The 26,057-nt window shown below is 36.2% G+C and carries 25 protein-coding genes; 17 read left to right on the top strand and 8 right to left on the bottom strand.

Features of this window, described 5'->3' with window-relative positions:
- The first annotated feature begins 92 nt into the window (after positions 1–92).
- From ACIR131C_RS0110855 to ACIR131C_RS0110840, 4 genes are all read left to right on the top strand, one after another.
- Positions 93–713, top strand: a complete 621-nt coding sequence (locus tag ACIR131C_RS0110855) for a flavin prenyltransferase UbiX (RefSeq protein WP_028090211.1) — start codon at positions 93–95, stop codon at positions 711–713.
- Between the two features lie 327 nt (positions 714–1,040).
- A complete protein-coding gene (locus ACIR131C_RS0110850; protein WP_028090210.1) occupies positions 1,041–1,649 on the top strand; it encodes a LapA family protein in 609 nt (202 codons plus the stop codon).
- 136 nt (positions 1,650–1,785) lie between these two features.
- Positions 1,786–2,322 carry a shikimate kinase gene (locus ACIR131C_RS0110845; RefSeq protein ID WP_028090209.1) on the top strand — a complete coding sequence of 179 codons (537 nt, stop codon included), beginning with the start codon at positions 1,786–1,788 and terminating at the stop codon, positions 2,320–2,322.
- A gap of 171 nt (positions 2,323–2,493) precedes the next feature.
- Positions 2,494–3,660, top strand: coding sequence for a baeRF7 domain-containing protein (locus ACIR131C_RS0110840; RefSeq protein ID WP_028090208.1), 1,167 nt, complete (start codon positions 2,494–2,496; stop codon positions 3,658–3,660).
- 111 nt (positions 3,661–3,771) lie between these two features.
- On the opposite strand, the gene ACIR131C_RS0110835 is transcribed toward ACIR131C_RS0110840, so the two are convergent.
- A complete protein-coding gene (locus ACIR131C_RS0110835) occupies positions 3,772–7,638 on the bottom strand; it encodes an Eco57I restriction-modification methylase domain-containing protein (protein ID WP_231395448.1) in 3,867 nt (1,288 codons plus the stop codon).
- A 144-nt stretch (positions 7,639–7,782) separates the two neighbouring features.
- The gene (locus tag ACIR131C_RS0110830; RefSeq protein ID WP_028090206.1) at positions 7,783–10,098 is read right to left on the bottom strand and encodes a putative PEP-binding protein; all 2,316 of its coding nucleotides are present in this window, start codon (positions 10,096–10,098) and stop codon (positions 7,783–7,785) included.
- Between the two features lie 232 nt (positions 10,099–10,330).
- Here ACIR131C_RS0110830 and ACIR131C_RS0110825 point away from each other — a divergent pair, with 232 nt between their 5' ends.
- From ACIR131C_RS0110825 to ACIR131C_RS0110815, 3 genes are all read left to right on the top strand, one after another.
- A complete protein-coding gene (locus tag ACIR131C_RS0110825) occupies positions 10,331–10,789 on the top strand; it encodes an MgtC/SapB family protein (protein ID WP_028090205.1) in 459 nt (152 codons plus the stop codon).
- Positions 10,790–10,982: 193 nt separating this feature from the next.
- The gene (locus tag ACIR131C_RS0110820) at positions 10,983–11,219 is read left to right on the top strand and encodes a type II toxin-antitoxin system Phd/YefM family antitoxin (protein WP_028090204.1); all 237 of its coding nucleotides are present in this window, start codon (positions 10,983–10,985) and stop codon (positions 11,217–11,219) included.
- Positions 11,219–11,605 (top strand): type II toxin-antitoxin system VapC family toxin, encoded by a 387-nt coding sequence (locus tag ACIR131C_RS0110815; protein WP_028090203.1) that lies wholly within the window; start codon positions 11,219–11,221, stop codon positions 11,603–11,605. The genes ACIR131C_RS0110820 and ACIR131C_RS0110815 overlap by 1 nt, the downstream gene beginning before the upstream one ends.
- 147 nt (positions 11,606–11,752) lie before the next feature.
- On the opposite strand, the gene recF is transcribed toward ACIR131C_RS0110815, so the two are convergent.
- The 3 genes from recF to ACIR131C_RS0110800 form a co-directional block, all read right to left on the bottom strand.
- Complete coding sequence (gene recF / locus ACIR131C_RS0110810) at positions 11,753–12,868, bottom strand: DNA replication/repair protein RecF (protein WP_028090202.1); 1,116 nt, start codon at positions 12,866–12,868, stop codon at positions 11,753–11,755.
- A 262-nt stretch (positions 12,869–13,130) separates the two neighbouring features.
- On the bottom strand, positions 13,131–13,565 hold the full coding sequence (locus tag ACIR131C_RS0110805; RefSeq protein ID WP_028090201.1) for a hypothetical protein: 435 nt from the start codon (positions 13,563–13,565) through the stop codon (positions 13,131–13,133).
- Between the two features lie 200 nt (positions 13,566–13,765).
- Positions 13,766–16,636, bottom strand: a complete 2,871-nt coding sequence (locus ACIR131C_RS0110800) for a cation-translocating P-type ATPase (protein WP_028090200.1) — start codon at positions 16,634–16,636, stop codon at positions 13,766–13,768.
- A 191-nt stretch (positions 16,637–16,827) separates the two neighbouring features.
- Here ACIR131C_RS0110800 and ACIR131C_RS0110795 point away from each other — a divergent pair, with 191 nt between their 5' ends.
- The 4 genes from ACIR131C_RS0110795 to ACIR131C_RS0110780 all read left to right on the top strand — a co-directional run bounded on the left by ACIR131C_RS0110795 (position 16,828) and on the right by ACIR131C_RS0110780 (position 21,554).
- Entirely contained in the window at positions 16,828–18,513 is a 1,686-nt protein-coding gene (locus ACIR131C_RS0110795; protein ID WP_028090199.1) for a transglutaminase domain-containing protein, read from the top strand.
- A gap of 336 nt (positions 18,514–18,849) precedes the next feature.
- The gene (locus tag ACIR131C_RS0110790) at positions 18,850–20,277 is read left to right on the top strand and encodes a phosphoglucomutase/phosphomannomutase family protein (RefSeq protein WP_028090198.1); all 1,428 of its coding nucleotides are present in this window, start codon (positions 18,850–18,852) and stop codon (positions 20,275–20,277) included.
- Positions 20,278–20,342: 65 nt separating this feature from the next.
- Positions 20,343–20,618, top strand: coding sequence for a lipopolysaccharide assembly protein LapA domain-containing protein (locus ACIR131C_RS0110785; RefSeq protein ID WP_028090197.1), 276 nt, complete (start codon positions 20,343–20,345; stop codon positions 20,616–20,618).
- Positions 20,619–20,855: 237 nt separating this feature from the next.
- Positions 20,856–21,554 (top strand): Uma2 family endonuclease, encoded by a 699-nt coding sequence (locus ACIR131C_RS0110780; RefSeq protein ID WP_028090196.1) that lies wholly within the window; start codon positions 20,856–20,858, stop codon positions 21,552–21,554.
- A gap of 46 nt (positions 21,555–21,600) precedes the next feature.
- On the opposite strand, the gene ACIR131C_RS0110775 is transcribed toward ACIR131C_RS0110780, so the two are convergent.
- The gene (locus ACIR131C_RS0110775; protein ID WP_028090195.1) at positions 21,601–21,879 is read right to left on the bottom strand and encodes a type II toxin-antitoxin system RelE/ParE family toxin; all 279 of its coding nucleotides are present in this window, start codon (positions 21,877–21,879) and stop codon (positions 21,601–21,603) included.
- The gene (locus ACIR131C_RS0110770) at positions 21,869–22,111 is read right to left on the bottom strand and encodes a CopG family ribbon-helix-helix protein (RefSeq protein WP_028090194.1); all 243 of its coding nucleotides are present in this window, start codon (positions 22,109–22,111) and stop codon (positions 21,869–21,871) included. Before ACIR131C_RS0110770 ends, ACIR131C_RS0110775 begins: the two co-directional genes overlap by 11 nt.
- A gap of 120 nt (positions 22,112–22,231) precedes the next feature.
- Here ACIR131C_RS0110770 and ACIR131C_RS0110765 point away from each other — a divergent pair, with 120 nt between their 5' ends.
- From ACIR131C_RS0110765 to ACIR131C_RS0110750, 4 genes are all read left to right on the top strand, one after another.
- On the top strand, positions 22,232–22,984 hold the full coding sequence (locus ACIR131C_RS0110765) for a DUF4351 domain-containing protein (protein WP_334310861.1): 753 nt from the start codon (positions 22,232–22,234) through the stop codon (positions 22,982–22,984).
- A 133-nt stretch (positions 22,985–23,117) separates the two neighbouring features.
- Entirely contained in the window at positions 23,118–23,351 is a 234-nt protein-coding gene (locus ACIR131C_RS0110760; protein ID WP_028090192.1) for a hypothetical protein, read from the top strand.
- 121 nt (positions 23,352–23,472) lie between these two features.
- Complete coding sequence (locus tag ACIR131C_RS0110755) at positions 23,473–24,519, top strand: hypothetical protein (protein WP_028090191.1); 1,047 nt, start codon at positions 23,473–23,475, stop codon at positions 24,517–24,519.
- A 1-nt stretch (position 24,520) separates the two neighbouring features.
- Positions 24,521–25,117 (top strand): hypothetical protein, encoded by a 597-nt coding sequence (locus ACIR131C_RS0110750; protein WP_028090190.1) that lies wholly within the window; start codon positions 24,521–24,523, stop codon positions 25,115–25,117.
- A 109-nt stretch (positions 25,118–25,226) separates the two neighbouring features.
- Here ACIR131C_RS0110750 and ACIR131C_RS0110745 read toward each other — a convergent pair whose 3' ends face one another.
- Positions 25,227–25,454 (bottom strand): hypothetical protein, encoded by a 228-nt coding sequence (locus ACIR131C_RS0110745; protein ID WP_231395447.1) that lies wholly within the window; start codon positions 25,452–25,454, stop codon positions 25,227–25,229.
- A gap of 201 nt (positions 25,455–25,655) precedes the next feature.
- Here ACIR131C_RS0110745 and ACIR131C_RS0110740 point away from each other — a divergent pair, with 201 nt between their 5' ends.
- Both ACIR131C_RS0110740 and ACIR131C_RS22505 read left to right on the top strand, forming a co-directional pair.
- On the top strand, positions 25,656–25,880 hold the full coding sequence (locus ACIR131C_RS0110740; RefSeq protein WP_028090188.1) for a DUF433 domain-containing protein: 225 nt from the start codon (positions 25,656–25,658) through the stop codon (positions 25,878–25,880).
- Positions 25,877–26,057, top strand: a 181-nt coding sequence (locus tag ACIR131C_RS22505; RefSeq protein ID WP_035371858.1) for a DUF5615 family PIN-like protein, incomplete at its 3' end; no start/stop codon positions are given. The genes ACIR131C_RS0110740 and ACIR131C_RS22505, both read left to right, overlap by 4 nt.

The raw sequence follows: 26,057 nt of genomic DNA, 5'->3' as shown, positions 1-26,057 counted from the left end.
ACTGACCACTGACCACTGACCACTGACCACTGACCACTGACCACTGACCACTAACCACTGACCACTGACTACTGACCACTGACCACTGACCAATGACCAATAAAACCAAACCTTTAATCCTGGGCGTAACCGGGGCCTCTGGTCTAATTTACGCCGTTCGCGCCCTCAAATTCCTCTTAGCAGCAGAATATGAAATTGAATTAGTAGCCTCTAAATCAACTTACACAGTTTGGCAAGCTGAACAGAAAATCCGAATGCCAGGAGAACCAGATAAACAAGAGCAATTTTGGCGAGAACAAGCGGAAGTTCCCCAACAAGGTAAACTCCGCTGTCATCCTTGGAGTGACGTTGGTGCGGGTATTGCCAGTGGTTCTTTTCGCACCTTGGGCATGATCATTATTCCTTGTAGTATGAGTACAGTTGCCAAACTTGCGGTCGGACTAAGTTCCGATTTACTAGAACGAGCCGCTGATGTACAAATTAAAGAAGGACGTAAACTGGTAATTGTTCCCAGAGAAACTCCTTTTAGCTTAATTCATCTGCGTAACTTGACTACTCTAGCAGAAACCGGTGTGAGAATTGTCCCCGCTATTCCTGCTTGGTATCACAATCCTCAAACTATTGAGGATTTGGTGGATTTTGTGGTTGCTCGTGCCTTAGATCAGTTGGATATTGATTGTATTCCTATACAGCGATGGCAAGGTCATTTGTAGTCAGTAAAAATTAAAAATTAAAAATTAAAAATAGAAGAACTCAATTTTTAATTTTTAATTCTGTTTTTAGTAAACTACCGCAGATTAACCCAGATAAAGATGGATAAATTTGATCAACTTTATGATTTATTATGATTTATTATGATTTACAGCACTTCCCGGTGTTATGAGGTACATATTTAGCGGGCAAGATACCCGCACTACAAGAGAAAACAGAAGATTTTTAAGGTAGAAGTGGTTGATGTATGGCTAAGGCCACGCTATGCTATCGGCGATTTTCTTTTCCCTGAATGTATTTTTAACTCCTGCTTTAATTTGAAATTTTTTATGGATGTAATTCGCTTAATTATCTTGGTGACAACAATCTTAGGACTAATAATTATATTAGTTCAAAATTTTGGGCGATCGCTGCCTCTAGTATTTTTGGGAATGCAAAGTCAATCATTACCATTAGGATTGTGGGTTTTATTGAGTATAATCGCTGGTGTTTTTACATCTTTAGTAATTACTAGGTTATTAAAATTTGTTACTAATTTGAACTTACAAGAACAACAATCTATACCCAAATCGCCACCGACCACTGCCCAGCGTGTTAAACAAAATACTCGACCCCCTAGCAGTCCCCCCCAACCTCCCGCGAGTCAATTTAATGATCAAGATGATTGGAATACAAATCAAGATCAAGATGATTGGGATGATGGTGAAAATTTAGAATCAACAAGTAATTCCCGAACTAGTTCCGTTTATTCCTACAGTTCCCAAGCACCTAAAAATACTGCTGTCGGTAAAACCGAGGCGATTTATGATGCTGATTATCGGGTAATTATTCCTCCCTATAAAGAACCGATCAAAAATCAAGCAGATGATGACGATTGGGATTTTTTTGAAGATGATGATTTTGAGGATAAGGACGAAAATAAACCGACTAAACGCTAATTTACAGCAATTTTAATGTACTTGTACCACACTGTTGATTTAATCCTTATATTTATGATGTAGATTACAGCTATAATTGCCAAAATTAATCAAAAAAAGGCATAATAATTAATAATTTAACAGGAGAAAAAGACTGGTGACTAATTTATTAAAAGGGGTTAACCTCTACTTAATTGGGATGATGGGAGTTGGGAAAACAACAGTAGGAAAATTACTCGCACAGGAAATCGGTTATAGATTTGTTGATACAGATGAAATCATAGTTAAAGCAGCGGGTAAATCTATCAATGAAATATTTACCGAAAATGGTGAAGCTGATTTTCGTCAATTGGAAAGTGATGTTTTAGCTCAAGTCTGTGCCTATACTAAGTTAATTGTAGCTACGGGTGGCGGTATTGTCATGCAGCAGCAAAATTGGGGTTATCTTCATCATGGTTTGGTAGTTTGGTTAGATGTACCAATACAAATAATATTAGAGCGCTTGGCAGAAGATAATACAAGACCATTGTTACAAAATGCCGATCCTCATGGTAAATTAAGCTTGCTTTTAGAACAACGTCAACATAAGTATTCCCAAGCTGATTTACATATTACCATTACTGCTGACGAAACACCAGCAGAAATTGCCACCCGCATCTTAACAACAATTCCCAGTATTCTGAAAAAGCAATAATTCCTGCTGGAAATAATCACAATCTGTATGTATTTGTACACCCGTATCTGATTCTATCTATAAAAAGGCAGAGAAAGCGGGTAATTTCTTATCAAAAGAAAGATGTAAAATTGCCATATCAAGAGTTGAATAGAATTTATATTCTCTAGTCATCCTTTGTGGATAAAATCTATGACTATATTTTCTCTTGATGAACTCAAAAATTTAGTCCAAAATCCTCAGTATCCCTGCGTTTCTCTGTATCTACCCGTGGAAAGATTAGGAGGAGAAACACGACAAAATCCCATTCGGTTTAAAAATTTAATTCGGGAAGCGGAAAAACGCTTAGATGAAATGGGTTTACGTCCTACGGAGTCGGTAAATTTGCTCAAACCAGCGATGGAATTAGATAATATTGGTTTTTGGGAAAATCAAAATCAGGGATTGGTAATTTTTAGTTCCCCCAATCTATTTCGTTACTATTGTTTACCAATTTCCTTTCCTCAATTGGCAATTGTTGGCAAGAATTTTCATATCAAACCTTTACTAGAACTGATTAATAATGATGGAAAATTCTATATTTTGTCCTTGAGTCAAAATCATGTTAAATTTTACGCAGGAACGCGCTACAAATTGGATGAAATAGCAGTAGAAAATATGCCGCAAAGTCTAGAAGAAACACTTCTAGAAGATGAATTTCAAAAAGGTGTACAGCACAGAATTGGTACACCTAGAAGTGTAAGTTATGCGGCTCAACAACCGGGTTCTGTCCATGGACAGGGTAGTTCAGATCGAGAAAAACATGAGGGAGAGATTTTAAATTTTTGTTATGCAGTTGATACTGCATTACATGAAACTTTACGAGATGAAAAAGCCCCTTTAATATTAGCAGGGGTAGATTATTTATTACCAATTTACCAAAAGGCTAATACCTATCCACATTTTTTAGAAACAGGTATTACTGGTAATGTAGAACTGATGAAAACAGAAGAATTAAATCGTGCAGCTTGGGAAATTGTTTCTCCTTTATTTCAACAGGAATATGAAGATATAATGGCTGTTTATCTGCAATTAGCAGGGGAAGAAAGTACCAAGATTACCAATGACATAAAAACAATTATTCCGGCTGCATATTATCAAAGAGTTGATACCTTGTTTGTGCCTCTAAAACAACATATATGGGGTAAATTTGATTTACCAAATGCCACAGTTGAGTTACACTCAGAACCAGCGCCAGATGATGAAGATATGTTAGATTTTGCCGTGATTCACACCATATTAAATGGTGGTAAAGTTTATACTCTTGAACCAGAAGCAATGCCTAGCGGAGTCAAAGTAGCGGCTATTTGCCGATATTAATTTGATATTAATCTCTAGTGGTGTGTTTTCTTTCGTGGACAACGCACCCTATAAGAGTATGCAATTAGAAAATAGTCCCCTCCTTCCTGGCGCTGGGGTTAGAGATTAAAATTACAAAAAAACTTTCAAAGCTTGTTCAATTATATCTACATATTCCTCTACTTTATACATCCGGTAAGCTTTTTTGTCAATTTGATTTTTGATTTCCATTTGTCTAAGTAAAACTGTTTCTAAATCTGATCTACCAACTTCCTGCTTAACTCTCTGTACAATAATTTCTAAAGCCCTAAGATTACTAAATCTATCTTGATCATATTTATTGACTTTTAAAACATCAAAAGTAATATTAACTAAGTTTCCTATTTCCCGCGATAATTTTTGTTTACGACGGAAAGATGAATCAAATTCAGTTAAATAAATCAATCTTGCTAACATATATCTCCGTAAATAGGGGTTACGAATATTCACATTAGCTATTTCTATCCATTTTCTATCACCTTCCTTCCAATCTTCATCATCTGTTACTTCTCCCCAAATAATATATCCACTTGCAGTGGGTTCGATTTTTAATTCTAGTAAATGTCCTTCTTGATTAGCATTGGGACTTTCCCATTCAATATCTACAGCATAATCACTAGATAATTTGTGATATTCATTTAATGATACTTCCTGACTAGGAATTTTCGCGGCTTTAGTTTCATAAGTCGTGATAATTTGATAACGACTTTGCCAAATATCATGAGCTTCACGACTTAATTTAGCTAACTCTTGATAGTCATGATGATTTTCTTCATTAAACTGAGGAATTGGTAAATCACCAACTTGATTTTCAAAATATTCAAATATTCCTTTTCCTGTCAATTTACCAATTCCACCTAATGCAGTATAACGAAATTTCAGGACTTGAGAATTAAGTAAAGCAACCAAAGCGTATAGTTTATCAAGTTTTAAATCATCTGGATCATAACAATATATATCTCGTAAGAATATAGCTGTAGTATCTGTTAAACCTGCTAAATTACCTTCTAAATCAACACTAAATCTATTACTAGTGGCACGATATGGACATAAAATTTTAGGTCGAAAATGAGAGTGTTGATCTTTACGTCTTGATCTGTGTAGAGCATACCATTCACAACTTCCTTCCTGATAAGCTGCTCTGCTTTCTAACTTGTTTCTATTTGCAAGTAAATACTTTTGAATTGCTATTGATAAATCTTCAAATTTTTCACTACTTTCAATATACAATAGTTGAGAATTATCGGGTATAAAGCCATAGGCTAAAATTCCCGAATTTTTAACTATTTGGTATAGTTTTTCTTTGGGAAAGTTAGATGGAAAACCTTGCTCAGGTGCGAAAATCTTATTTTCTCCTGTTTGAATACCCTGCTCTACTAAATCACATTCAGGTAATTCTCTGAGTTTCACACCTTGAGAATCAATTTTATGAAAAATATCATTATATGGAGATATTTGCCAACGATGATCATTTAAGTTATATTGAGTAATATTTACCTGAGTTACACCTTGACTTAAATGTAAAGAACAATCATCACTTATAAAAGTTTTTTTGACAACATCAAGATCCAAAACATAGAAAGTTGTAAATATATCTTCTGGTTGAGGTTTTTTTCTTTGAAATTCAATAATACAAGTAGCAATTCCCGCTTTAAAAACTTGATGTCCTAAAAAATCAATAATATTGACTATTTTGGTATTTTTACAAATAAATTCTCGCAAACTTCTAGATTTATCACCTTGAATAAAAGCACGAGAAATAATAAAACTTAAATAACCATCTACTTTTAAAATTTCAAATCCCCGACGGAAGAAATAAAACAAAATATCAGTTTTATCAGTGTAAATATCAGGATAGGCAAATTTTAACCATTTTAATTCTAATGCACCTCTACCAAAGGTTGAATCAACATTAAAATAAGGAGGATTACCAATGATTACAGAAAACCCTTGTTCCGATTTTGGTAATCTCGGATCAAAAATATGAGAAAATTCAATCTCCCAATTAAATGGACGTTTAATAATTACCTCTTCTTGAGCAGTTTCTAAACTCATAAGTTCAGATTTAACTCTCGCTAATTCAGCAGATGTCCAATTTTCTAAAGTTGATTCTAAAGTTTGTTCAGAATTAATATTTTCTGTAATCAATTCTCGTATTGCTTCTATTTCTGATACTTCAGCTTCTCTATTTTTAATTGCATAAACTACTGAATTGATACTTTCATCACTAGCAAAAAAAGCAGTTAAAACAGAATTAACTTGTTGATTAATCACAGCAATTGTATTTTCTAAATTACTAACTGCTTGATTTCTTTCTATTTCACTTTGACTAGTATCTCTAGCAATATTAGCTAAATTTGCGACTATTGTTAATTGTTGAGAAAAAGATTCTAAATTAGTGGGACTATGAATTAAACTATCTCCAACACGAATATTTAAAGTCAGTGCTGGTAAATGAGAATATATAGAACCATTGCGTCTACCATATTCTCCAGGACGCGCACGTAATAATCTTGTCCATAGTGATAATTTTGCTAATAATACTGCTTGGGGATCTCGATCTACTCCATGCAGCATTTTGACTAAAATTTGTTCTTCAGGATTAATAATTGGTTGAGGTGCTACATGACTAAATAAATCAAAATTTTCGGGTATTTTTGCATTTTGACAAGCGAGATTATAACGTTTTATTTCTGTTAATAAATAATCAAATGCACCTAATAAAAATGAACCTGAACCACAAGCAGGATCAAGAACTGTAATTTCTAAAACTGATTTTGCGACTACATGAGCTTGCTGTAATTCACCTATTTCTAATAACCCAATAGCTTGATCAATTTTAGGTTTTACTAATGGTTGCAAAGATTGATAAACAATGCGACGGACTATATAGTTAGGAGTATAGAAAATACCTTCTTTTTTGCGGGTTTTTTGATTTTCTAAAATTTGCACAACATCATTAGAAAGAATTAATTGATGGGCTAAAAATTGTTCATAAGCAGTACCTAATATATCCTGGGTTAAAGTTGTAAAATCATAGTTATAAATTGAACGATAATTAGCTAATGTTCCGGTAATTGTATCAAGTATGTCTTCTTGTGGCACTGCATTAATGACAATAATTGATTCCAAATACTCAACATCAATAGTTAATTCATCAATCCAAGAAGGTTGAAATAATTCAGTATTATAGTCTAACCATGTACTTCTAAAAGCCTGTCTTAGTTGTTCAATAAAAGGCAAATTTGGAAAGGTTTGTTGCCAGTTATAATAAACTCTACCAAGATAATTAAAGGGCATTTCTCGGCTAAATGTCTCTAAAAGTCTAATTAATAGAAAACGATTTAAAATAATTTGTGCTGCTTCACGAATTTTCTCTAAACTTAAATCAGGTTGGGATTTTTTAATGCCATTGGCAAGAATGACGCGCCAAATTTTCAGGTCTGTTAAAAATTTTGTTCCTAATTCTTCTCTAGTTTTTTCACTATAAAATGCTTCTAAACGGTTACTAGATAAATTTTCACGATGCAGACAAGTATATACTCTATTTACCAGTTCAGGATCATTTTTTAGTTCCTCAAGTGTAAATGACCAAAAAGGCTTTCTATCTTGTAATCTTAAAATGTGCCATTCCCGAAAATTAGATAAAATAATCCACAGTACAGGTTCTTGTGTACCAATATCTAAACTATAGTTTCTCAGGTAATCTAAAACTTGTTGTGTATTGGTTTCCCAGATATTTTTGTCCCATAAACTTTTAGCTTCAAACATCAATTTTGGATGTTTTCCTACTTGATTACGTAATAAATAATCTACCCATGTAGTAGTGCCAATTAAGCTGCGAATTGATCCTTCAAGTGTCCGATATTCTGTTGTATAACCTAGTGCATCCAGAAAAGGGACAATCAGACTATCTTTTGTATTTTCTTCTGGTTTACCAGTCCGAGATGAAGCCAGCATAGTTTCTGCTGTCGTTATTAAATTAGTCAGATGTTGTTGAAATTTTGGGAATAACATTTATATAAAAATCAATGAACTATGGGGATTGCTATATTATCTATAATAGTTGTTTTTTATGTTATTGATGATAGAATTAAGAAAAATTTACAAAGTTCTTAGTTGCTTGCGTGCTGCGGCTAAAATTAATCTTTGTTCAGCACGAGCGATCGCTTTATAGGTCCTTTCTACAGCTTCCAGTTCTACAGAAATAGAAGTAATTCCCCATTCTATTAACTGATCAATTATTTCTGGATAAAGTACGGGAGCTTGACCACAGATAGAACAGGGAATACCCCCATCTTTAGCCATTTGAATTAATTGAGATATTGCTTTCATCACTACTGGATGACTTTCATCAAATATTGTTGCAAATTTTCCCTGTTCTCGATCTACTCCTAATAATAATTGAGTTAAATCATTTGTGCCAATGGAAATACCCATCACACCAGCTTTAATATATTCAGGTAATAGAAATAGTATACTAGGAACTTCTGCCATGATCCATAATTGAAACTGATGGTTTTTCATTAACCCAGATTCGGCAACTTTATGACGACAAAATACAAATTCTTCCACAGTGCGGACAAAAGGTAATAGCAAATTAATATTTCTATAACCAGATGCTTGAACTATCGCTAAAGTTTGTAATTCCAATTCAAAAATCGCCGGATACTGCATATAATTAAAAACACCCCTCTCACCGAGAATTGATGACTGTGATAAGGGGGAATCTGCGCCCAATGATGTTAAATTATAGGCTGGTAGATCTAAAGAACGATAAAAAATAGGTCTAGGTAAAAAAGCGCGAGCAAACTGCATAATTTGCTCAGATAATAACTCTAATAATTCCTTTTGTCTGCCTTCTAGTAACCATTCTTGAGGGTGTTTTCCCTTGAGAATATTTAATATCATCAATTCCGAACGTAATAATCCCACACCATCTACAGGTAAACTTTGTACTTGTTTAATTAATTGAGGTTGACTTAAATTTACCATTAACTTAGTGGCAATTATTGGTAAATTTGTAAATTGATGATCTGATATTTTCTCATCATCCATTGTTTTTTCCACCTCCGCAATCGGCAAATTTTCCTCTTCTTCTGTAAGACGATATATTTCTCCTTTGTCACCGTCTAGTAATAATTTTTCACCTGATTGTAAAATATTCGTCGCGCCCGTGGCACTAATCACCGCAGGAATATTTAATTCTCTGGCTAAAATTGCACCATGACTAGTTAACCCACCTTGTTCAGTAACAATACCAGCAACACCTCGTAATAATGGTAAATAATCAGGAGTAATAACTGATGTAATCAGAATTACACCCTGGGGAACTTGTAGGGATTTTTGTGTGGAATTGAGAATATAAGCATTAGCAATAATTCTGCCCCTAGCTGCCCCAATACCTTGAATAAATTGGATATTCGGTTTTATCGCTTGGGGAATAGTAACCTCTGTAATATAGAGTTTAGAGGCTAAATATGAGGGGACAAGTTGCCATTTTACAGCTAAAGTTGTACCCAGTTCAGCAATTAAGCGATTTCCTAAAACAATTAATTCCTGTAAGTATTCTTCAGGTAAAGCATATTCTTGTTGTTGAGATTCTGATAAAAGATAAGCGGGTAAACAATTATGATTTGATATTTGTAATTCTTCACCAGCTAAATGTGTGCCATTATCAAGACCATAAGCCAAAATTTTATTACCCAATTGTCTTTCTAAAACCAAGCCGGTTTGGGGTTCTATGTAGTAAACATCTGGTAATACTTCACCATTAGTAATTGCTAAACAATCCCCCCAAGTAGCTTCAATATCATAAGCCAAGGTGTTAATATTCAGAACACCAGAGGCGATACAAGAATCAACTGGTTGTACTAATACCCCTAAATTAATTTGCGGTAAAGTAACACCCACACTCCGCCAATATACTAAACTTCTAGCACGGAATAACTGACTCCAAAGTAACTTTAAAGCTGCGCCAATTTCCGCTTCTTCGCAAGGACAAAACACCGAATCTAATAACCCGGCCACATTTTTCATTTCTTGATTACTTGATATTGCCAGACTAGGACGTAAAATTAAACTACTTCCTGGCCATTGTTTACCAGCTGCAAAAATTTTCCTTACCCAATCAGGTGGTATAGTGGCCGAGATAATTTCCTGACGCAAACGGCCAGCTACCTGCTGAAGTTGTCGCCAATTGTTTACGTCTAAGTGCAGAGAAGAATGGGGTAAATCAGCAATTAAAGACTCTGAACTGTTGAGATTTTCTAGGAATTGCTTTAAAACATCCGCTGCTACTACAAAACCAGGGAGAACAGGGTAGCCTCGTTGTTGGATTTTGCTTAAGTAAAACGCTAAAAGGCCTACTTGAGCGCGGTCTTGTAGTGTGATTTTGTCAAGCCAATAGAGTTTATCCACTCAATTCATTAGGTGTCAGTTTTCATTTGGTAATTCCGTGTTACCTTAAAATCGTTCGTAGGACCAACAAGGGAGTGAGTAAGTAGTCAGACAAAATTAATTTTAAATTAATTATTAATATTATTGATTAAATACTTTTTGTTACTATACTACTAATTACTGTCAAAAATGAAATATATTTTGTTTTTAACTTCACATATTCCACCGTTGAACTATTTAACACCTACAGAACTTGACAAATCCTGATTATATTACTAGCAGTGATTGGTTGAATACCGGGCTGCGTCTATGTTTGGCCTTGTTTATTGGGGCTATAATTGGTCTGGAAAGGCAAATTAAAAACAAGCCGGCTGGTTTAAGAACTCATATGCTAGTCAGTTTGGGTTCATCTATGTTTACTCTAATTACTATCCAAACAGGTGGAACACAACTTAGTGCTGATGCTATTAGTCGCGTAGTTCAAGGTATCGCTGCTGGAGTGGGGTTTTTAGGTGCTGGGGAGATTTTGCGTCAATCTTCCCAAACATCAAAATCTCCAGAAGTTCACGGATTAACTTCTGCTGCTGCAATTTGGGTATCCGCTGCTTTGGGAATTGCTGCTGGCTGTGGTTTATGGCAATTAGGATTAATGGGTGCTATTTTAACTGTAATTATTCTACACATTTTTAAAAGACTAGAAAAATTTAATTAAGTAGGTGAACAGAAAAATTTACATGAGATTAATTGCCTTTTTCACCCAGATTAGGACGGCTGATAATTAACAATTGTACCCCACCATCAGCTGTATTAACAGCCAATTCAGTTTTAAAATAGCTTGTTTAAGTTGTTCTGAATTATTATTTTCATCTTATAATTAGATTTTAATCTCTTTAGTTTTTTTGTCTATGAAGAATGCAACAGTTCAAGAAGCAAGGGCATATCTTCTCGAATTAATAGAGTCAGTGTTAGAGGGTGAAGATGTGGTCATTAGTCGAGAGGGTAAACCGTTGGTGCGTTTGATCCGCTATGAAGCGGAACTTGAGCCGCGGACTCCTGGGGCTTGGGAAGGGCGCGTTTGGATGGCTGATGATTTTGATGATGAGTCAGAGGAGATTAACGCTATGTTTTATGGAAAAGGTTAATGGGGTTTTTATTAGATACTCATGTTTTATTGTGGTGGTTAGCAAATGACCCAAAGTTGTCGGCAGATGTGCGAGAAATTATTAGAAATCCAGTCAATGATAGTTTTGTTAGCGCAGCAACAATATGGGAAATAGCGATTAAAACTTCGTTAGGAAAGTTGAAGCAACCCGATGATTTGTTAGCGGTGCTTCGGGATAATCGGTTTCAAGTTTTGGATATTTCGGCGGAGCATTGTTTAAATGTGGGTAGTTTACCTTGGCATCATAAAGACCCGTTTGATAGGATGTTAATTTCTCAAGCTTTGGTGGAAGGTTTAACAATAATTACGGTAGACCAAAAGTTTAAATTTTATGATGTGCCATTATTTTCTGACGATTTCGGGTAGTTGAAAATCTCCAATGTTTGCAAAGTGTTTTTCTATTATAAGAATAATTTCTATTTAGCTTCAAAAAATTCTGGGGATTAGGGGGGGTATAGCCTTAGCTCGGTTGAGGTGTATTTATTGAGCTTGGGAATTGCTATAAAATTGGTATCAGTTGTCAATTTTTCCCGCACTCACAGATAAAACCTGGGAATATTTTAACCATTGAGAATCAAAAGCACCTAAATGAGTAGTAGTAATCAAAGTTTGAAATCGGTCTTGAATAGCATCAAGTAATTGACCTTGACGAGATGGATCTAATTCAGCTAAAACATCATCTAATAATAACAAAGGTGGTTCATTAATCACTTCTTCAATTAATTGTAATTCGGCTAATTTCAAAGCTAAAACCAATGTTCTTTGTTGACCTTGAGAACCATATTTTCGCGCTGGAGTTTGATTAATAATTAATTCTATTTCATCACGGTGGGGTCCAACTAAAGTTATGCCTCGATGTAATTCAGGAATCGCTCTTTGTTGTAGTTTAGCAAAAAAAGCAGCTTGTAATTCATGGGGAGAATTTTTTTCTAAAGGAACATTAGCAGCATATTTAATTTCTAGATTTTCTGATGCTCCACTAATACTATTATGCCATGCAGAAGCTAGAGGAGACAATCTTTGAATGGCTCTATCTCGTCTTAAAATTACTCTTGTCCCAGCGGTAACTAATTGTGCATTCCAGATAGCTAATTCTGATTGTAGAGACTTTTCTTGTGTATTGATATAGCGTTTTAAGAAAGCATTACGTTGGCGTAAAGTTTGGTTATATTGATGTAAAATATGGGCATAAACTGGTTCTAGTTGAATTAATAATGTATCCAACCAATGACGACGACTATCGGGACTACCTCGTACTAATTCTAAATCTAAACTAGAAAATTCTACTGCATTGAGAACACCTAAAAAGTTCATTTGTTTGGGAATTATTTCCCCATTAATAGCGACAGTGCGACGGCCTTGACGACGGAGAGTGAGGGTTAAATCACTATTGCTATGAATCCTTTGTAAATTAGCACTAATTTGGGCTGTAGACTCACATTCTTTAATTAAATCATGATCTCGTGCCATGCGGTGCGATCGCAATGTTGCTAATAGTTCTACAGCTTCCAATAAATTTGATTTTCCTTGAGCATTATTACCCACCAAAATAGTTTTAGCAGCGGTAAATTCAACTTTTTGATCTTGATAATTACGAAATTGTTTCAAATGTAAAGTTTTTAAATACATATATATAACATATATAGGACTCCTATTTGATTTTTGATAGCTTGGGTCGCGTAGCTATACAAGACTCAGTAGGTATCAATTCTGTCTTTCTTCCTGTGTTCCCAGTTAAGAGTTCCCTATTCCCTATTCCCTGTAACCTGTAATCTATTCCCTGTTCCCTGTTCCCTGTTCCCTGTTCCCTGTTCCCTGTTCCCTATTCCCTGTAACCTATTCCCTGTTCCCTGTTCCCTCGTCATAACGACAATTTTTAACGCCAACCTACTTAAGGTACTGTTACCAAATCTAATTGGTACTTTTGAGAATCGCTGTCAATGCGTATAAATTCATTTTCCGGGTTATAGGTTTCAAATTTTCTCACATTATCCTCTTTGTTGATAGCATTTTCTAAATAAGCTGAGGCTAATGTTGAAGTTACATAAATATTTCCATGTTGTTTGAAAGCTTGTATTAGTTCAGATTCCTCTGGATAATCTTTGACTAAATGTTCCGCTAGAAATCCTTTTAAAATTATTCCTCTCAAGCCGGTTTTGTTGTATCCTGCCTTGGCGATCATCAATGATATATTATCAGAATTAAGATCAGGTAAATTATCGTAATCTTCAAAAAACGGGCAAAAAACTTTCATCAGATTTTTGACAGGATGTTTAACTTTTCCGTAATTGGGATCTTGTTGTTTTCTACGTTTTGATTCACCCATGATATCTATTTCCTACTATTTCCTAATTAATGTGAGAATTGTACACAAAATACGGGTATTTATGATTATTGTTCCTGTAAAGGATACAAAATTAAGGGATAAACAGGAATGAAAAAAACACAAAGATAATGAAATTAAATCTTGGTAATTTTCAAATCCTGTAAATCCTGATCTGGCTATTTTATCAGACAATTTACTTATTAAACATTTTTTTGTCCCCTAAAGCGGAAAAATAATTTCTCACCTTCAATCCAGACAAACATTAAAGCACTAAATGCAATACAAATTCCTAGTTCTTGTAAACTGAGTGCATGAGTACCAAAGAAACTTCGCAGGGGGGGAACATAAATTAACATCAATTGCAAAATTGTCGTCACAATGACTGACCCCAATACAAAGATATTAGAGAAAGGATTCATTTCAATGGTAAGTCTATTATTAGAACGAATGGCGATCGCATGACCCATTTGTGCTAGACATAATGAAGTAAATACCATTGTTTTCCAAGTATCTTCATGTCCCTGATATCCAGGTGCGTGAGAATGTTGATAAGCCCACTGCATGAGAATAATGGTAATAATGGCGAAAACAATCCCAATGCGAATCATGTAAGCACCCAAACCCCTCGCAAAAATACTTTCACGGGGACTAAAGGGGGGACGCTGCATCACATCAGGTTCAGGGGGTTCTACAGCCAATGCTAAAGCTGGTAAACCGTCTGTAACCAAATTCATCCAGAGAATTTGCAAAGGACTCAAGGGAACACCACCCAAACCTAACAAGGGTGCGGCCGCAATGGTGAGAACTTCACCAATATTACTACCAAGAATATACTTAATAAACCTGCGAATATTAGTATAAACAACTCTACCTTCCTTAGTGGCAGCGACTATGGTGGCAAAATTGTCATCTAGCAGGATCATGTCGCTGGCTTCCTTGCTCACATCTGTACCTGTGATGCCCATGGCAATGCCTATATCGGCTTGTTTGAGGGCGGGAGCATCATTCACGCCATCGCCCGTCATAGCCACAAATCGCCCACGACGTTGCAATGCTTGAACAATTCTTAATTTGTGTTCTGGGGAGACCCTGGCGTAAATACTCACTAAGTCTACCTGTGCTTCTAATTCCTGGTCACTTAGTAGTTGCAATTCCTTACCAGTAAGAACTCTATCACCTTTTTGGGCGATTCCTAAATCAATAGCGATCGCCTGGGCGGTTAATTGATGGTCGCCAGTGATCATTACCGGACGAATACCAGCGTGGCGACATTCTTCGACAGCAGCCCGCACTTCTGGCCGAGGCGCGTCTAACATTCCCACCAGTCCCAACCAAACTAAATCTACCTCAGAAGTGTCTTCTGAACCATCAGCAGGAACTTCCGTCAGGGGTTTATAAGCAAAACCTAAGACCCGCAAACCTTGACCCGCCATTTGGTCATTAGCTACTAGAATTTGGCTGCGTTGTTCGGCGTTGATAAGAACCGCCCTATCACCTAAATGGATTTTTGTGCACCTTTCTAGAGTTAATTCTGGTGAACCCTTGGTGAACATGAGATATTCTTCCGATTCGACAAAACCAGTAATAGCAGGGTCAATGGCTGTTAAAGAAGATTCCCCAGTAGCCACAGCTTCTATTTGACAAATCACACTCATGCGTTTTCGTTCAGAGGAAAAGGGAAATTCTGCCACACGAGGTAATTTACTATACCATTGGTCTTGCTCAATTCCTGCTTTTCCCGCCAAAGTAACTAAAGCCCCTTCCGTGGGGTCGCCTAAAATCGCCCATTGTCCTTGTTGTTGTTGCAAAACAGCATCATTACAAACAGCACAGGGAACAAGCAGGGCGGAAATTTCTGGAAATTCATCTAAACTGGCTTTTTTACCATGTAACTGAAAATCACCAATGGGGGTGTAACCGTCGCCAGTGACGCGAAAGGTGGAATTATTGGTATAAACCGACTGGACTACCATTTTATTTTGAGTCAGAGTTCCGGTTTTATCAGAACAAATAGTAGTTACAGAACCGAGTGTTTCTACTGCTGGGAGTTTGCGAATTAAAGCATTATGTTTGACCATGCGCTGAGTTCCCAAAGCCAGGGTAACGGTAATTACAGCCGGTAAACCTTCGGGAACTACCGCCACAGCCATACTTAAAGAAACTTCCACTAATTCTTGTAAATTTTTCCAGCCTATTCCTTGAGTTAGATCATGAATAAGTCCACCACCAACTACTATGGCTACAAGAATTAAAGAACCGCTGACCAGGACATTACCCAGTTGAGTCATGCGTTGCTGTAGGGGTGTAGGTTCACCGTCCACAGATTGTAACATGGTAGCAATTTTACCTAATTCCGTGGCCATTCCCGTGTTAGTTACCAACACCTTAGCGCGGCCTTGGACAACTTCCGTACCTTGAAAAACTGAATTAAGGCGATCGCCTAAAGGTGCATCTTCTGGTAATGTGATTATAGCTTGCTTATTAACAGCCTCAGCTTCACCAGTTAAAGCAGACTCACGCACTTGTAAATTAGATTGTTCTATTAAGCGACCATCAGCGGCTATTTGCACTCCCGCTTCTAGTAGCATGATATCCCCTGGGACTAGATCCTTGGCTGCTATATCCCCCAGTTTACCGTCACGCAGGACTCGCACCGAAGGAGAAGATAGTTTTTTCAAGGCTGCTAGAGCTTTTTCCGCCCGGCTTTCTTGGACATAGCCCAAAATACCGTTCAGGATAACGATGGCCATAATGGCAATTGTATCCTTAAATGGCACTTCGCCGGCTTTTAATGCCCCCCTAGACAAAGCCATCAAATCCAAAAAACCAGAAATGAAGGCAACTGCAATCAACATCAATAACATGATATTGGTAAACTGATCTAGGAGAATTTGCCAAGGGCTACGACCGCCATTTTCTTCTAGTTCATTCGTTCCATATTTTTGACGACGCTGTTCAACTTCTTGGGACGTTAAGCCGTTGTTTGCGTCACTATCTAGCATTTCTAGGGCTTTATCAACTGCCAAACCATGCCAGTGTTTGGTAGCTTTAGGTAAAGAATGAGCAGACATTGTGTAAGTTACAGGAAATGGTTGCAAAATTCGATCATAATTTAGTGATGTCAGAAAATGTGGAATTGGGTAATGGGTAATTGGTTAATGGGTAACAAGATCACGAATAAGAGAGGCTTTGGGAGGTATTTTGCGTAAGTCCTATTCCCTAAATAACAACTGACGTTAAAAAGTAATAATTTATGACTACTATGCTCAATAACACGAGTTTCCCACTACCCAGTTTGACAGTGAACCAAAATTTTGAACAGCAAAGAATTATCAGGCCAATTACTGCTGCTACCCTGCACGGAATTGCTTTTGCCGAAAATAGACTCATTGCTATTGATACAATTAAAGGTCATTTATTAGAAATTGACCCCCTCAGCGATAACAGCAAAATTATCAATCCCCACCAAGTCCGTGAATTTAAGGAAGTTACCGGATTGGCTATGTCGCAAGGTTATCTTTGGGTAACTCGTGGTAATAGTGTCTACTCTTGCAAATTCGCCTCTTTAGGTTTAGAACATTTTGTGACTTTACCCTATACCGCTGACGGCGTTGCTGTTTGGGAATCTACCGTTTATGTCAGTTGTCAAAGACTTGGCTATATTTTAATTTTTGACCGTGATACCCGCAGGGAAATCACTAAATTTTACGCCCCTGGTGTCGGCATAGAAAATTTAGCAGTGACAAAAGAAACTCTGTGGATATGCGATCGCACGGAACAAACTGTTTACTCTATGGATAGGGCAACCGGGGAAGTCCGTTTCAGTGTTCTTACTCCTTTTGATTCCCCAACGGGTATCGCTGTTTACGGACAGGAGGACGCAGGTAAAGATCGTCTTTATGTGGCATACTCCAGTGAAGAACCTTATATTCGGGATAATCCTAATGCTGATCCCTGCTATGAGTTAACATACCGCGATCGCACATTCATTCATGCTCTACAATATCATTACCAGGAGGATAAACGCTACGCCCTTTCTAATGGTTATCTCATAGAAATGTCCTATCTTGAGGAAATTTCCCCCCTTGATGAGGTTTATTTAACTGATATAGAATGGCGTATTGCCCTACCCTCAGAAACGGAACGGCAAAAAGTTAAGCAAGTTGAAGCGATCGGCTTACCCTTCACAGAAGAAATCATTGACGGACAAAGGGTAGCCGTTTTTAAATTTGACACCCTCACTCCCGGAGAACGCCATATATTTGGCTGGAAAGCACTTGTGGAAGTATGGAGTATTAAATATCGCATTACTCCCAGAGACGTGGAAAAGTTACCAGAACTGTCACCAGAATTAAAAACTCGCTATCTGGTAGATGATGATGATTTAGCAATGGATACGGATATGGTTATCCGTGCGGCCAAGACAGCTATCGGTTCAGAAACTAACTTGTTACGGAAAATGTACAGTATCCGCAACTACGTCTATGATCAATTATCCTATGGTATTAAACCCCATATTGATTCGCCAGATGTGGTTTTAGAGCGTGGTGTTGGTTCCTGTGGAGAATATGTGGGTGTATTACTGGCACTTTGTCGCTTGAATGGTATTCCTTGTCGCACTGTTGGTAGATACAAATGTCCAGTTTATGCTGAACATCAGGGAGTTCCCCTCCAACCCGATTTTAATCATGTTTGGTTAGAATTTTATATTCCCGGTATGGGTTGGTTGCCCATGGAATCTAATCCTGATGATCTCGAAGAAGGTGGACCCTATCCTACACGCTTTTTCATGGGTTTATGCTGGTATCATATCGAAATTGGTAAAGGTATATCCTTTGAAACTTTAAGCCAGAATGGAGTCCGCTTGACTAAAGAGGATATTTCGCTGGGTGATTTAGCTATTAACCATATTCGGTTTACAATCCTGAAAGAATTACCGCCCTTTTAAGGTTATTTATCCTTTCTTCCAGTCTCCAGACTGGGAGTCCACCGGGAGATTCTCAGCTATCATACTTATGCTCTGGCTGGGAATGCAAATCCAGGAAAATAGAGCAGGTAAGCTGTACTGCATTTAATTTGTATAATTATAGCGGGCAGGATGTCCACACCACAAGATTTGGCCATATTAGGATTGTACAATTTAGCTGCGTAACGGTTGACATTAGGACTGTTAAGTGAGAGAAATTACTTTGGGGATACTTGCAGCTTAGTGGCTGTTCCACAGCTTTGCGGCATATTTCCTGATAGTAAATAGTAATAATGATGCACGGGAGAGAGTGGTAATATGAGCAACCCTAGCAATTCCGGTAAGATAAAATTTGGTACTGATGGATGGCGCGGAATTATTGCTGATGATTTTACGTTTCCAAATGTGCGGAAAGTAACCAGGGCAATAGCTGGTTATTTGGAAACTGCTTATACTAAGGACAAACCAGTTTTAATCGCCTATGATACCAGGTTTTTAGCTGACGAGTTCGCCCAAACATCTGCCGCAGTTTTAGCAGATTTGGGTTGGAATGTACAAATTACTGACCGGGATTGTCCCACCCCAGTAATTGCCTACAATGCCCGTATTCTCAATTCCGCAGGGGCTTTGATGTTCACTGCTAGTCATAATCCTGCACCTTATTGTGGGATTAAATATATACCCGATTACGCGGGTCCTGCAACTCCAGAAATTACTGATACTATTGTCGCCAATATAGAAACGGCATCCGATGAATTACCTGGAAGTAACCCGTCTGGTACAATTTCTACTTTTGATCCCAAACCCGATTATTTGCATTTTATCTACACCTTGTTGGATGTGGAAAAAATTAAAAGTGCAAATTTAAAGGTCAAATATGATGCCCTTTATTCTACCTCCCGTGGTTATTTGGATGAAGTTTTGCAACACTGTGGTTGTCAATTAGAAAGTTTCCACACCTGGCGAGATGTGCTTTTTGGGGGTGGTATGCCTGAACCCAAAGGGGAACAGTTAGTTGAGTTGGTGGCCGCTGTCAAGGCTGATCATGCGGATTTGGGTTTGGCTACCGATGGTGATAGCGATCGCTTTGGTATTGTTGATGAACAAGGTAATGTCCTCACTCCCAATACAGTGTTGTTAGTCCTAGCACGACATTTGATTAAAAACAAGGGTAAAAGCGGTGCAATCGTTCGCACTGTGGCAACTACGCACTTATTAGATAATTTTGCGGCTAAGTATGGGCTGGAGATTTATGAAACTGCGGTGGGTTTTAAATATATTGGTGAGAAAATGCGGGAAACCGCCGTTTTGATTGGTGGAGAAGAATCCGGTGGTTTAAGTATCATTGGCCATATTCCTGAAAAAGATGGGGTTTTAGCAGATATGCTAGTGGCTGAAGCGATCGCTTATGAAGGTAAGCCTTTAAGTCAGTTGGTACAGGAAGCTATAGCCGAAGCAGATGGTCCTTTGTATAACAATCGCTTGGATTTACACCTCACAGAAGCTAATAAAATCGCTGTGATTAATAGTTACACGCAAAATCCCCCCTCAGAAGTGGCAGGAATTAAGGTCAAAGAGGTGGGAAGGAAAGATGGTATCAAACTCTATTTAGAAGAGGGTAGCTGGGTGTTACTGCGTCCTTCTGGTACAGAACCTTTGGTGAGGGTGTACATGGAAACTAACTCACCAGAAAAACTTAGTCAGATTGCTAAATTCATGGAAGGTGAAATTGCTAAGTTAGCATAGAACCCCACCCCTAACCCCTCCCCGCAAGCGAGGAGGGGGATGATATTTATTTAAAGATTTAAGTTATGATATTCAAAATATTGGCCAATTTTTTAATATTACTAATTATAGCTGTTTGGGTAGTAGCGATCGCTCTCATTTCTGTCCAAAATGCTACTCCTGTATCTTTAAAGTTTTTGGTTTTTCAATCAATACAAATTCCCTTCGGGTTAATGTTAGCTTTTAGTGTCGCAGTTGGTTTGTTAGCTACAGCCGTTTTACAGCCTCTTTGGGAGTTGGGAGAATCTCAATCTGGAATAGATGAAGATGCAGAGTTTTTTGTTGATGATGAGGATTTTTAAAAGTTTCTCAGTAAATAAGTATAGAAGTCATATTAAATTTCCGAAAAAAACAGGTATTGTAGGGTGCGTCAGACTGCGTAAATTCAATCAATAAACAGATTTGTAATATCTGACGCACCCTAGGTATCTTTTCATAAATCCAAGATTATTCCTATAGATAAATATTACTAAAAAATAGGGTATCTATTCTTTAGTGCTAAAATATTGGTAAAGTAAACAACTAACTAGTTTAAAGTTATGGTTACTCAACCTCTAACACTAAGTACATCAGAGGTCATCTACCCAGACAGTGATGGACAACCAATGGCTAATAATACAGAACAGTTTCGTTGGATATTAGTTATTCAACAAAATTTAGATTGGTTATTTGCAGATAACCCTGATGTTTTTGTGGCTGGTGATTTATTTTGGTATCCCATTGAAGGGAAAAATTATATAGTCAATGCACCAGACGTTATGGTTGTATTTGGACGACCAAAAAGTAAACGCGGTTCTTATTTACAATGGCAAGAAAATAATATTGCCCCCCAGGTAGTTTTTGAAATTCTTTCTCCTAGCAATTCCCAAACCGAAATGGAGAGGAAATTGATATTTTATGAAAGACATGGAGTAGAAGAATATTATATTTACAATCCTCAAAACAATCAGTTGAGAGGATGGTTAAAAACGGAAGATGGTTTAGATGTCATTTCAGAAATAGAAAATTGGGTTAGTCCCAGGTTAGGAATTAAGTTTGATTTATCAGGGGAAGAATTACAAATTTATCGTCCTGATGGTAATAAATTTTCTTCATATCTGGAAATTTGCCAACTTCTAGAACAGGAAAAACAACGTGCTGAACAAGCAGAAACAGCTTTAGCCGTAGAAAGGAGAAAAACCCAACTTTTAGCTGAAAAGTTAAAGGCTTTGGGTGTGAATCCTGATGAACTAGAGTAATACTAAAAAACAAAAATAGTCGGTTTTAACCGACTATTACTTTTAGTTATTCTGGATAGCGTTTTGATGTATGCAGTATTCGCAGAACTTCTACAGATTCTTCCTTAACTCGGTAAATCAGAATATAGGGTGAATTAGAAATTATCAATTCTCTTGTACCTTCAACTCTGCCATTTTTACCCATAAAGGGATATTTTTGTAATTGATTAGCAGCATTTTGAATCTTGATTATTAATCCCTGTGCTGCGGTAGGATTATCTTGAAAAACGTAGTTACGCGCTTGTTCTAAGTTACGCAGCGCCCATTTTAACCATTTAACCTGCATTTGTTAGCCTTGCAAATGTCCCTTTTACTTCTTCATCACTGGCAAAATCTCCAGCATCCGCTTCAGCAATACCTTTTTGGATTTCTTCGATTTGCCATTGATACATTTCTAAATAAGCGTTAACTGCTTCATTGAGAATATAACTTCTGTCTCGGTTTATGCCTTTTGCTAATGCGTCTATAGCCGCTTTTTTGCTGCTGTCTATTCTAAATGTAATATTTTCTTTACTCATGGGTTTGTGATCATCATTCGTATTGCATGATATTATATAATAATGTTAGATATTTACTAAAAACCTTTGGCTTACGATAATATTTGCCGATACCTCACGGATACTTACCCGTTATCTTTTGTGCAATGGTTAATTGCAGAAGATATAGATGAAATTGAGGTGCTACCTACCGAGTTACCTATTAACCCCATTCGTGCTGATGCGTTGTTTCGACTACCGAAATTAAACCGCATTTTGCATTTGGAAATTCAAACTACACCAAAATCTGATACTCCCCTACCTGTGAGAATGTTAGATTATTGGTTGAGGATTTATCGTAAATATTTGTGTCCTATACAACAGGTGGTAATTTTTCTCAAAGAAACAAATTCACCTGATGTTTTTGTTGATAGATTGATAGTGGGGAATACACGACATCAATATCAAGTAATTAGAGTATGGGAAGAAGACAGCGAAACACTTTTAAAATCTCCTGCTTTATTACCTTTAGCGGTTTTAGCCAAGACAGATGAACCAAATAAGTTACTTCAGCAAGTTGCTTTAGAAATAGATAAAATAGAAGAACAGGCACAACAAAATACTATAGCAGCTTGTGTGGAATTATTGGCTGGTTTAAAGTTTGAGAAACAGTTGATTAAACAATATTTTCGGGAGGAAACTATGGAAGAATCAGTGATTTATCAAGAGATTATTAACCGGGGTAAATTACAGCTTATTTTCCGTCAGTTGAAACGTCGTATTGGGGAGGTTTCGGCAAAGTTGGAGTCACAAATTAAAGAGTTATCTGGTGAAAAGTTAGATGAGCTTTCGGAAGCTATTTTAGATTTTTCACAACCTGATGATTTGGTAAATTGGATGGCGAATCAAAGTTAAAAGATTTTCTCACGCAAAGAGGAAAAGAGATTTTTTATGAGTCGGTTTTAACCGACTTTTGCTTTTAGACAGGGAATTTATTCCCTGGCTGTATCATATCTAGTATAAGAGATGATGATTAACGGTAAAAACTATGACTAAGTTACTTGAACAAGCTATTGAAAAAATAAAGCAACTTCCTGAAACTGAACAAGATATAATTGCTAGACTCATACTAAAAGCATTAGAAAATAATTTAGTTGAGGAAAGTTTATCTATTATTGATGAAAGTGATAGTTGGACAGAAGAAGATCAACTTGAGATCACATCTTTTTCTTTACAATATGCGGCTCCGATATTTCCAGAAAGTGAGGAAATAACACAGTGAAATTTAATCCTGGTAATGTGTCATCTGATTGTATTAAAATATATTGCAATTTAGATATAACTATTGACAGTGAGTCTCTTTTATATTAAGTCTATTATTAGAAATTTAATGATCTAAACATATGTCTAATAACGACAGAGAAACCACTTTTTCGTTTAAACGGTTATTAAGTGAATTTAATGAACTTGAAGGATATTACAACTTAAATAATGACCAATTGGCTAGTCAATTAAAAGAACTAAATTTATTAGGAGTAAATGTAAATGCAGAAAATAAAGTTGATGATCCAGACACAATTGCCATTTATAAAAAATGGTCATTTACAGTTATTTTTCTACAGATGTTAAACGCTTGGCAGTGGTTTTTTGCAGGCATATTGTTAGAAAGAAATTCTTATTTAACTACTCAAGCTATGCAAATGTATTATTATGCAATTTTCTTTTCTTATGGGTCTTTTTTATCTGCACATTTCAAGGGACATTACACCGTCAAAGATGAACTAAAAACAACAAAAAATAAAAAAATAAAAAATAATGAAATATTTCAAAAATTTGGCAATGAAACGGCAAGAGCATTAATGGCAAATGTAGAAGATAAAGATATGGAAGAAATTATAGTATCATCTAGAAGATATGTCTGGTTAGTTGATAATCCAAGAGATGGAAAGTATATTTATGTAAAAGCTAAAAATGAAGAAAGAGGAGGAGAACATGAAAGAAGATCAAAATGGTATTATGGTGTTTTTACAAGCTGGGAGTCCAAGATAAATATTTCATATCCAGAAGTTCGCTATTTTAAGGAGGATGATTATAATACATTGCATCCAGAAAATCGTAATATGTATACTTATTCTATCCAACATATGGTAGATGAGCTATATTATGAGGATGAAGATACAGCATTAAACAATGAGGGAATAATCTGTTTATGGCAGCGAAAATCAAACGATTTAAGTGAAGCATTTCCAACAAAATTTTGGACTCTGCAACATATAAAAGTTGTAGTTGATTTGCACACAAAACTATTGGAAAAATATAACAAAGATTCACCATATACTGAACAACAAGAACATTTATTAAGAAATCTTTGTGAACATCATAAAAGAACTGGTTTAGTTGAAGTGCTAAAGGTAGCAATGCCAACGATTTTGGAAAAAATAGGAATTTAAGATGAAACACAATCTCAATTATTTCACTTCTCTAAAGAATATTACAATTATATTGGCGTTAATTGTATTTTCTAGTATTACAGGTTGTTCTTCAACTGATAGATGTGAGTTTCTACGAGATTATTCTGAAAAAAGAGCTTGCCAAGAGCATAATACAGTAGAAATCTGGACTAACTTAGTTTCATTTGGGTTTCTTGGATATGTCGGATACGTACTATTCACTAAACCAGCTTGGTTCTGTAGATTAATTTACTCTACTAAACAAAATCTAGATTCAAATCAACAGGCAAAAGAACCCATAATACAAGCACTTAATGAGCTTGTATTATTGACAGGAGGATACTTTGATGGCAAAAAGTATATTTATCAAGAAGTTCGACTTCAAGATAGGAAAAGAGTTATTGAATTATGTCAATTTATCTTAGAAAACGAAAATCCTCAAGAGAAATCAGAAGGATTAAATATTATAGCTACTGAACTAGAGAAAAAAGGAAAAGACTTAAAATCTATAGATGAATTACGTCAAGCTGCTGAATTTAATATCAACCTTGGACAATCAATTAAACAACTATTAGAACAAGTGAAATCGTCACAATAAATCATAATGTTTTATTATGTATTATTTCTGGGTAACTTATGAGGAAATACTGAATAATTTCCTTAATATTAGCTGTGCAAACATAAAGTTACTATTTGACCATAACCTATCACCTACATTTTACACAAAGACCAGATTCCAGATCATTAGTTTTCGCCAAACAACAATAACACAACTGAAAAAATTCTGTGTGTCCTTCCAAAATTTCCCCCGAATTACAATCATATTGATAACCAGCTAGTTTAACAATTTCTTCAATCAAATTTTGCTTCTTTTCTTTATCCAAATGGTCAAAACAATGCTCACGTCTCAAAATTGTAATTACTTCATTTAACATATAACTTCCGCTATGATTTGACATAGATTTACTCCTATTGAAAAATTGAGAATGTCATATTATCCTAATATAGAACAAATGTACTTATAAATAGGGTAAACAATTTTTATAAATGTAAGTTTAGATACCATATATACTGTTAGCCTAGCGATGTCTATGGGTAAACGCTAAAATAGAAAACAAAACCTACCTTTAAACACTATGCAGTATCAAAATATAATTACCATCGAACCAGGAAAACGGGGAGGTAAACCTTGTATTCGGGGGATGAGAATTACTGTATATGACGTTTTATCATACCTTGCATCTGGCATGACTTATGAGGAAATACTAAATGATTTTCCTTATTTAACACAAGCAGATATTTTAGCTTGTCTTAGCTATGCTGCTGATAGAGAAAGACAAATGTTGATGGTGCAAGCATGAAGTTATTATTTGATCATAATCTATCACCCCGGTTAGTAGATAAACTCGCTGCTATTTACCCCAATTCTCAGCACGTTTTTCTCTTAGGTTTAGATCAAGCGGATGATAGAATTTTGTGGGAATTTGCAAAACAAAATAAATTTATAATTGTTACCAGAGATGCTGATTTTAATGAAT

It is taken from the genome of Dolichospermum circinale AWQC131C, assembly GCF_000426905.1.
Lineage (GTDB): Bacteria > Cyanobacteriota > Cyanobacteriia > Cyanobacteriales > Nostocaceae > Dolichospermum > Dolichospermum circinale.
The sequence above is the reverse complement of the archived record's forward strand: the minus strand, read 5'-3'. Positions and strand labels throughout refer to the sequence as shown.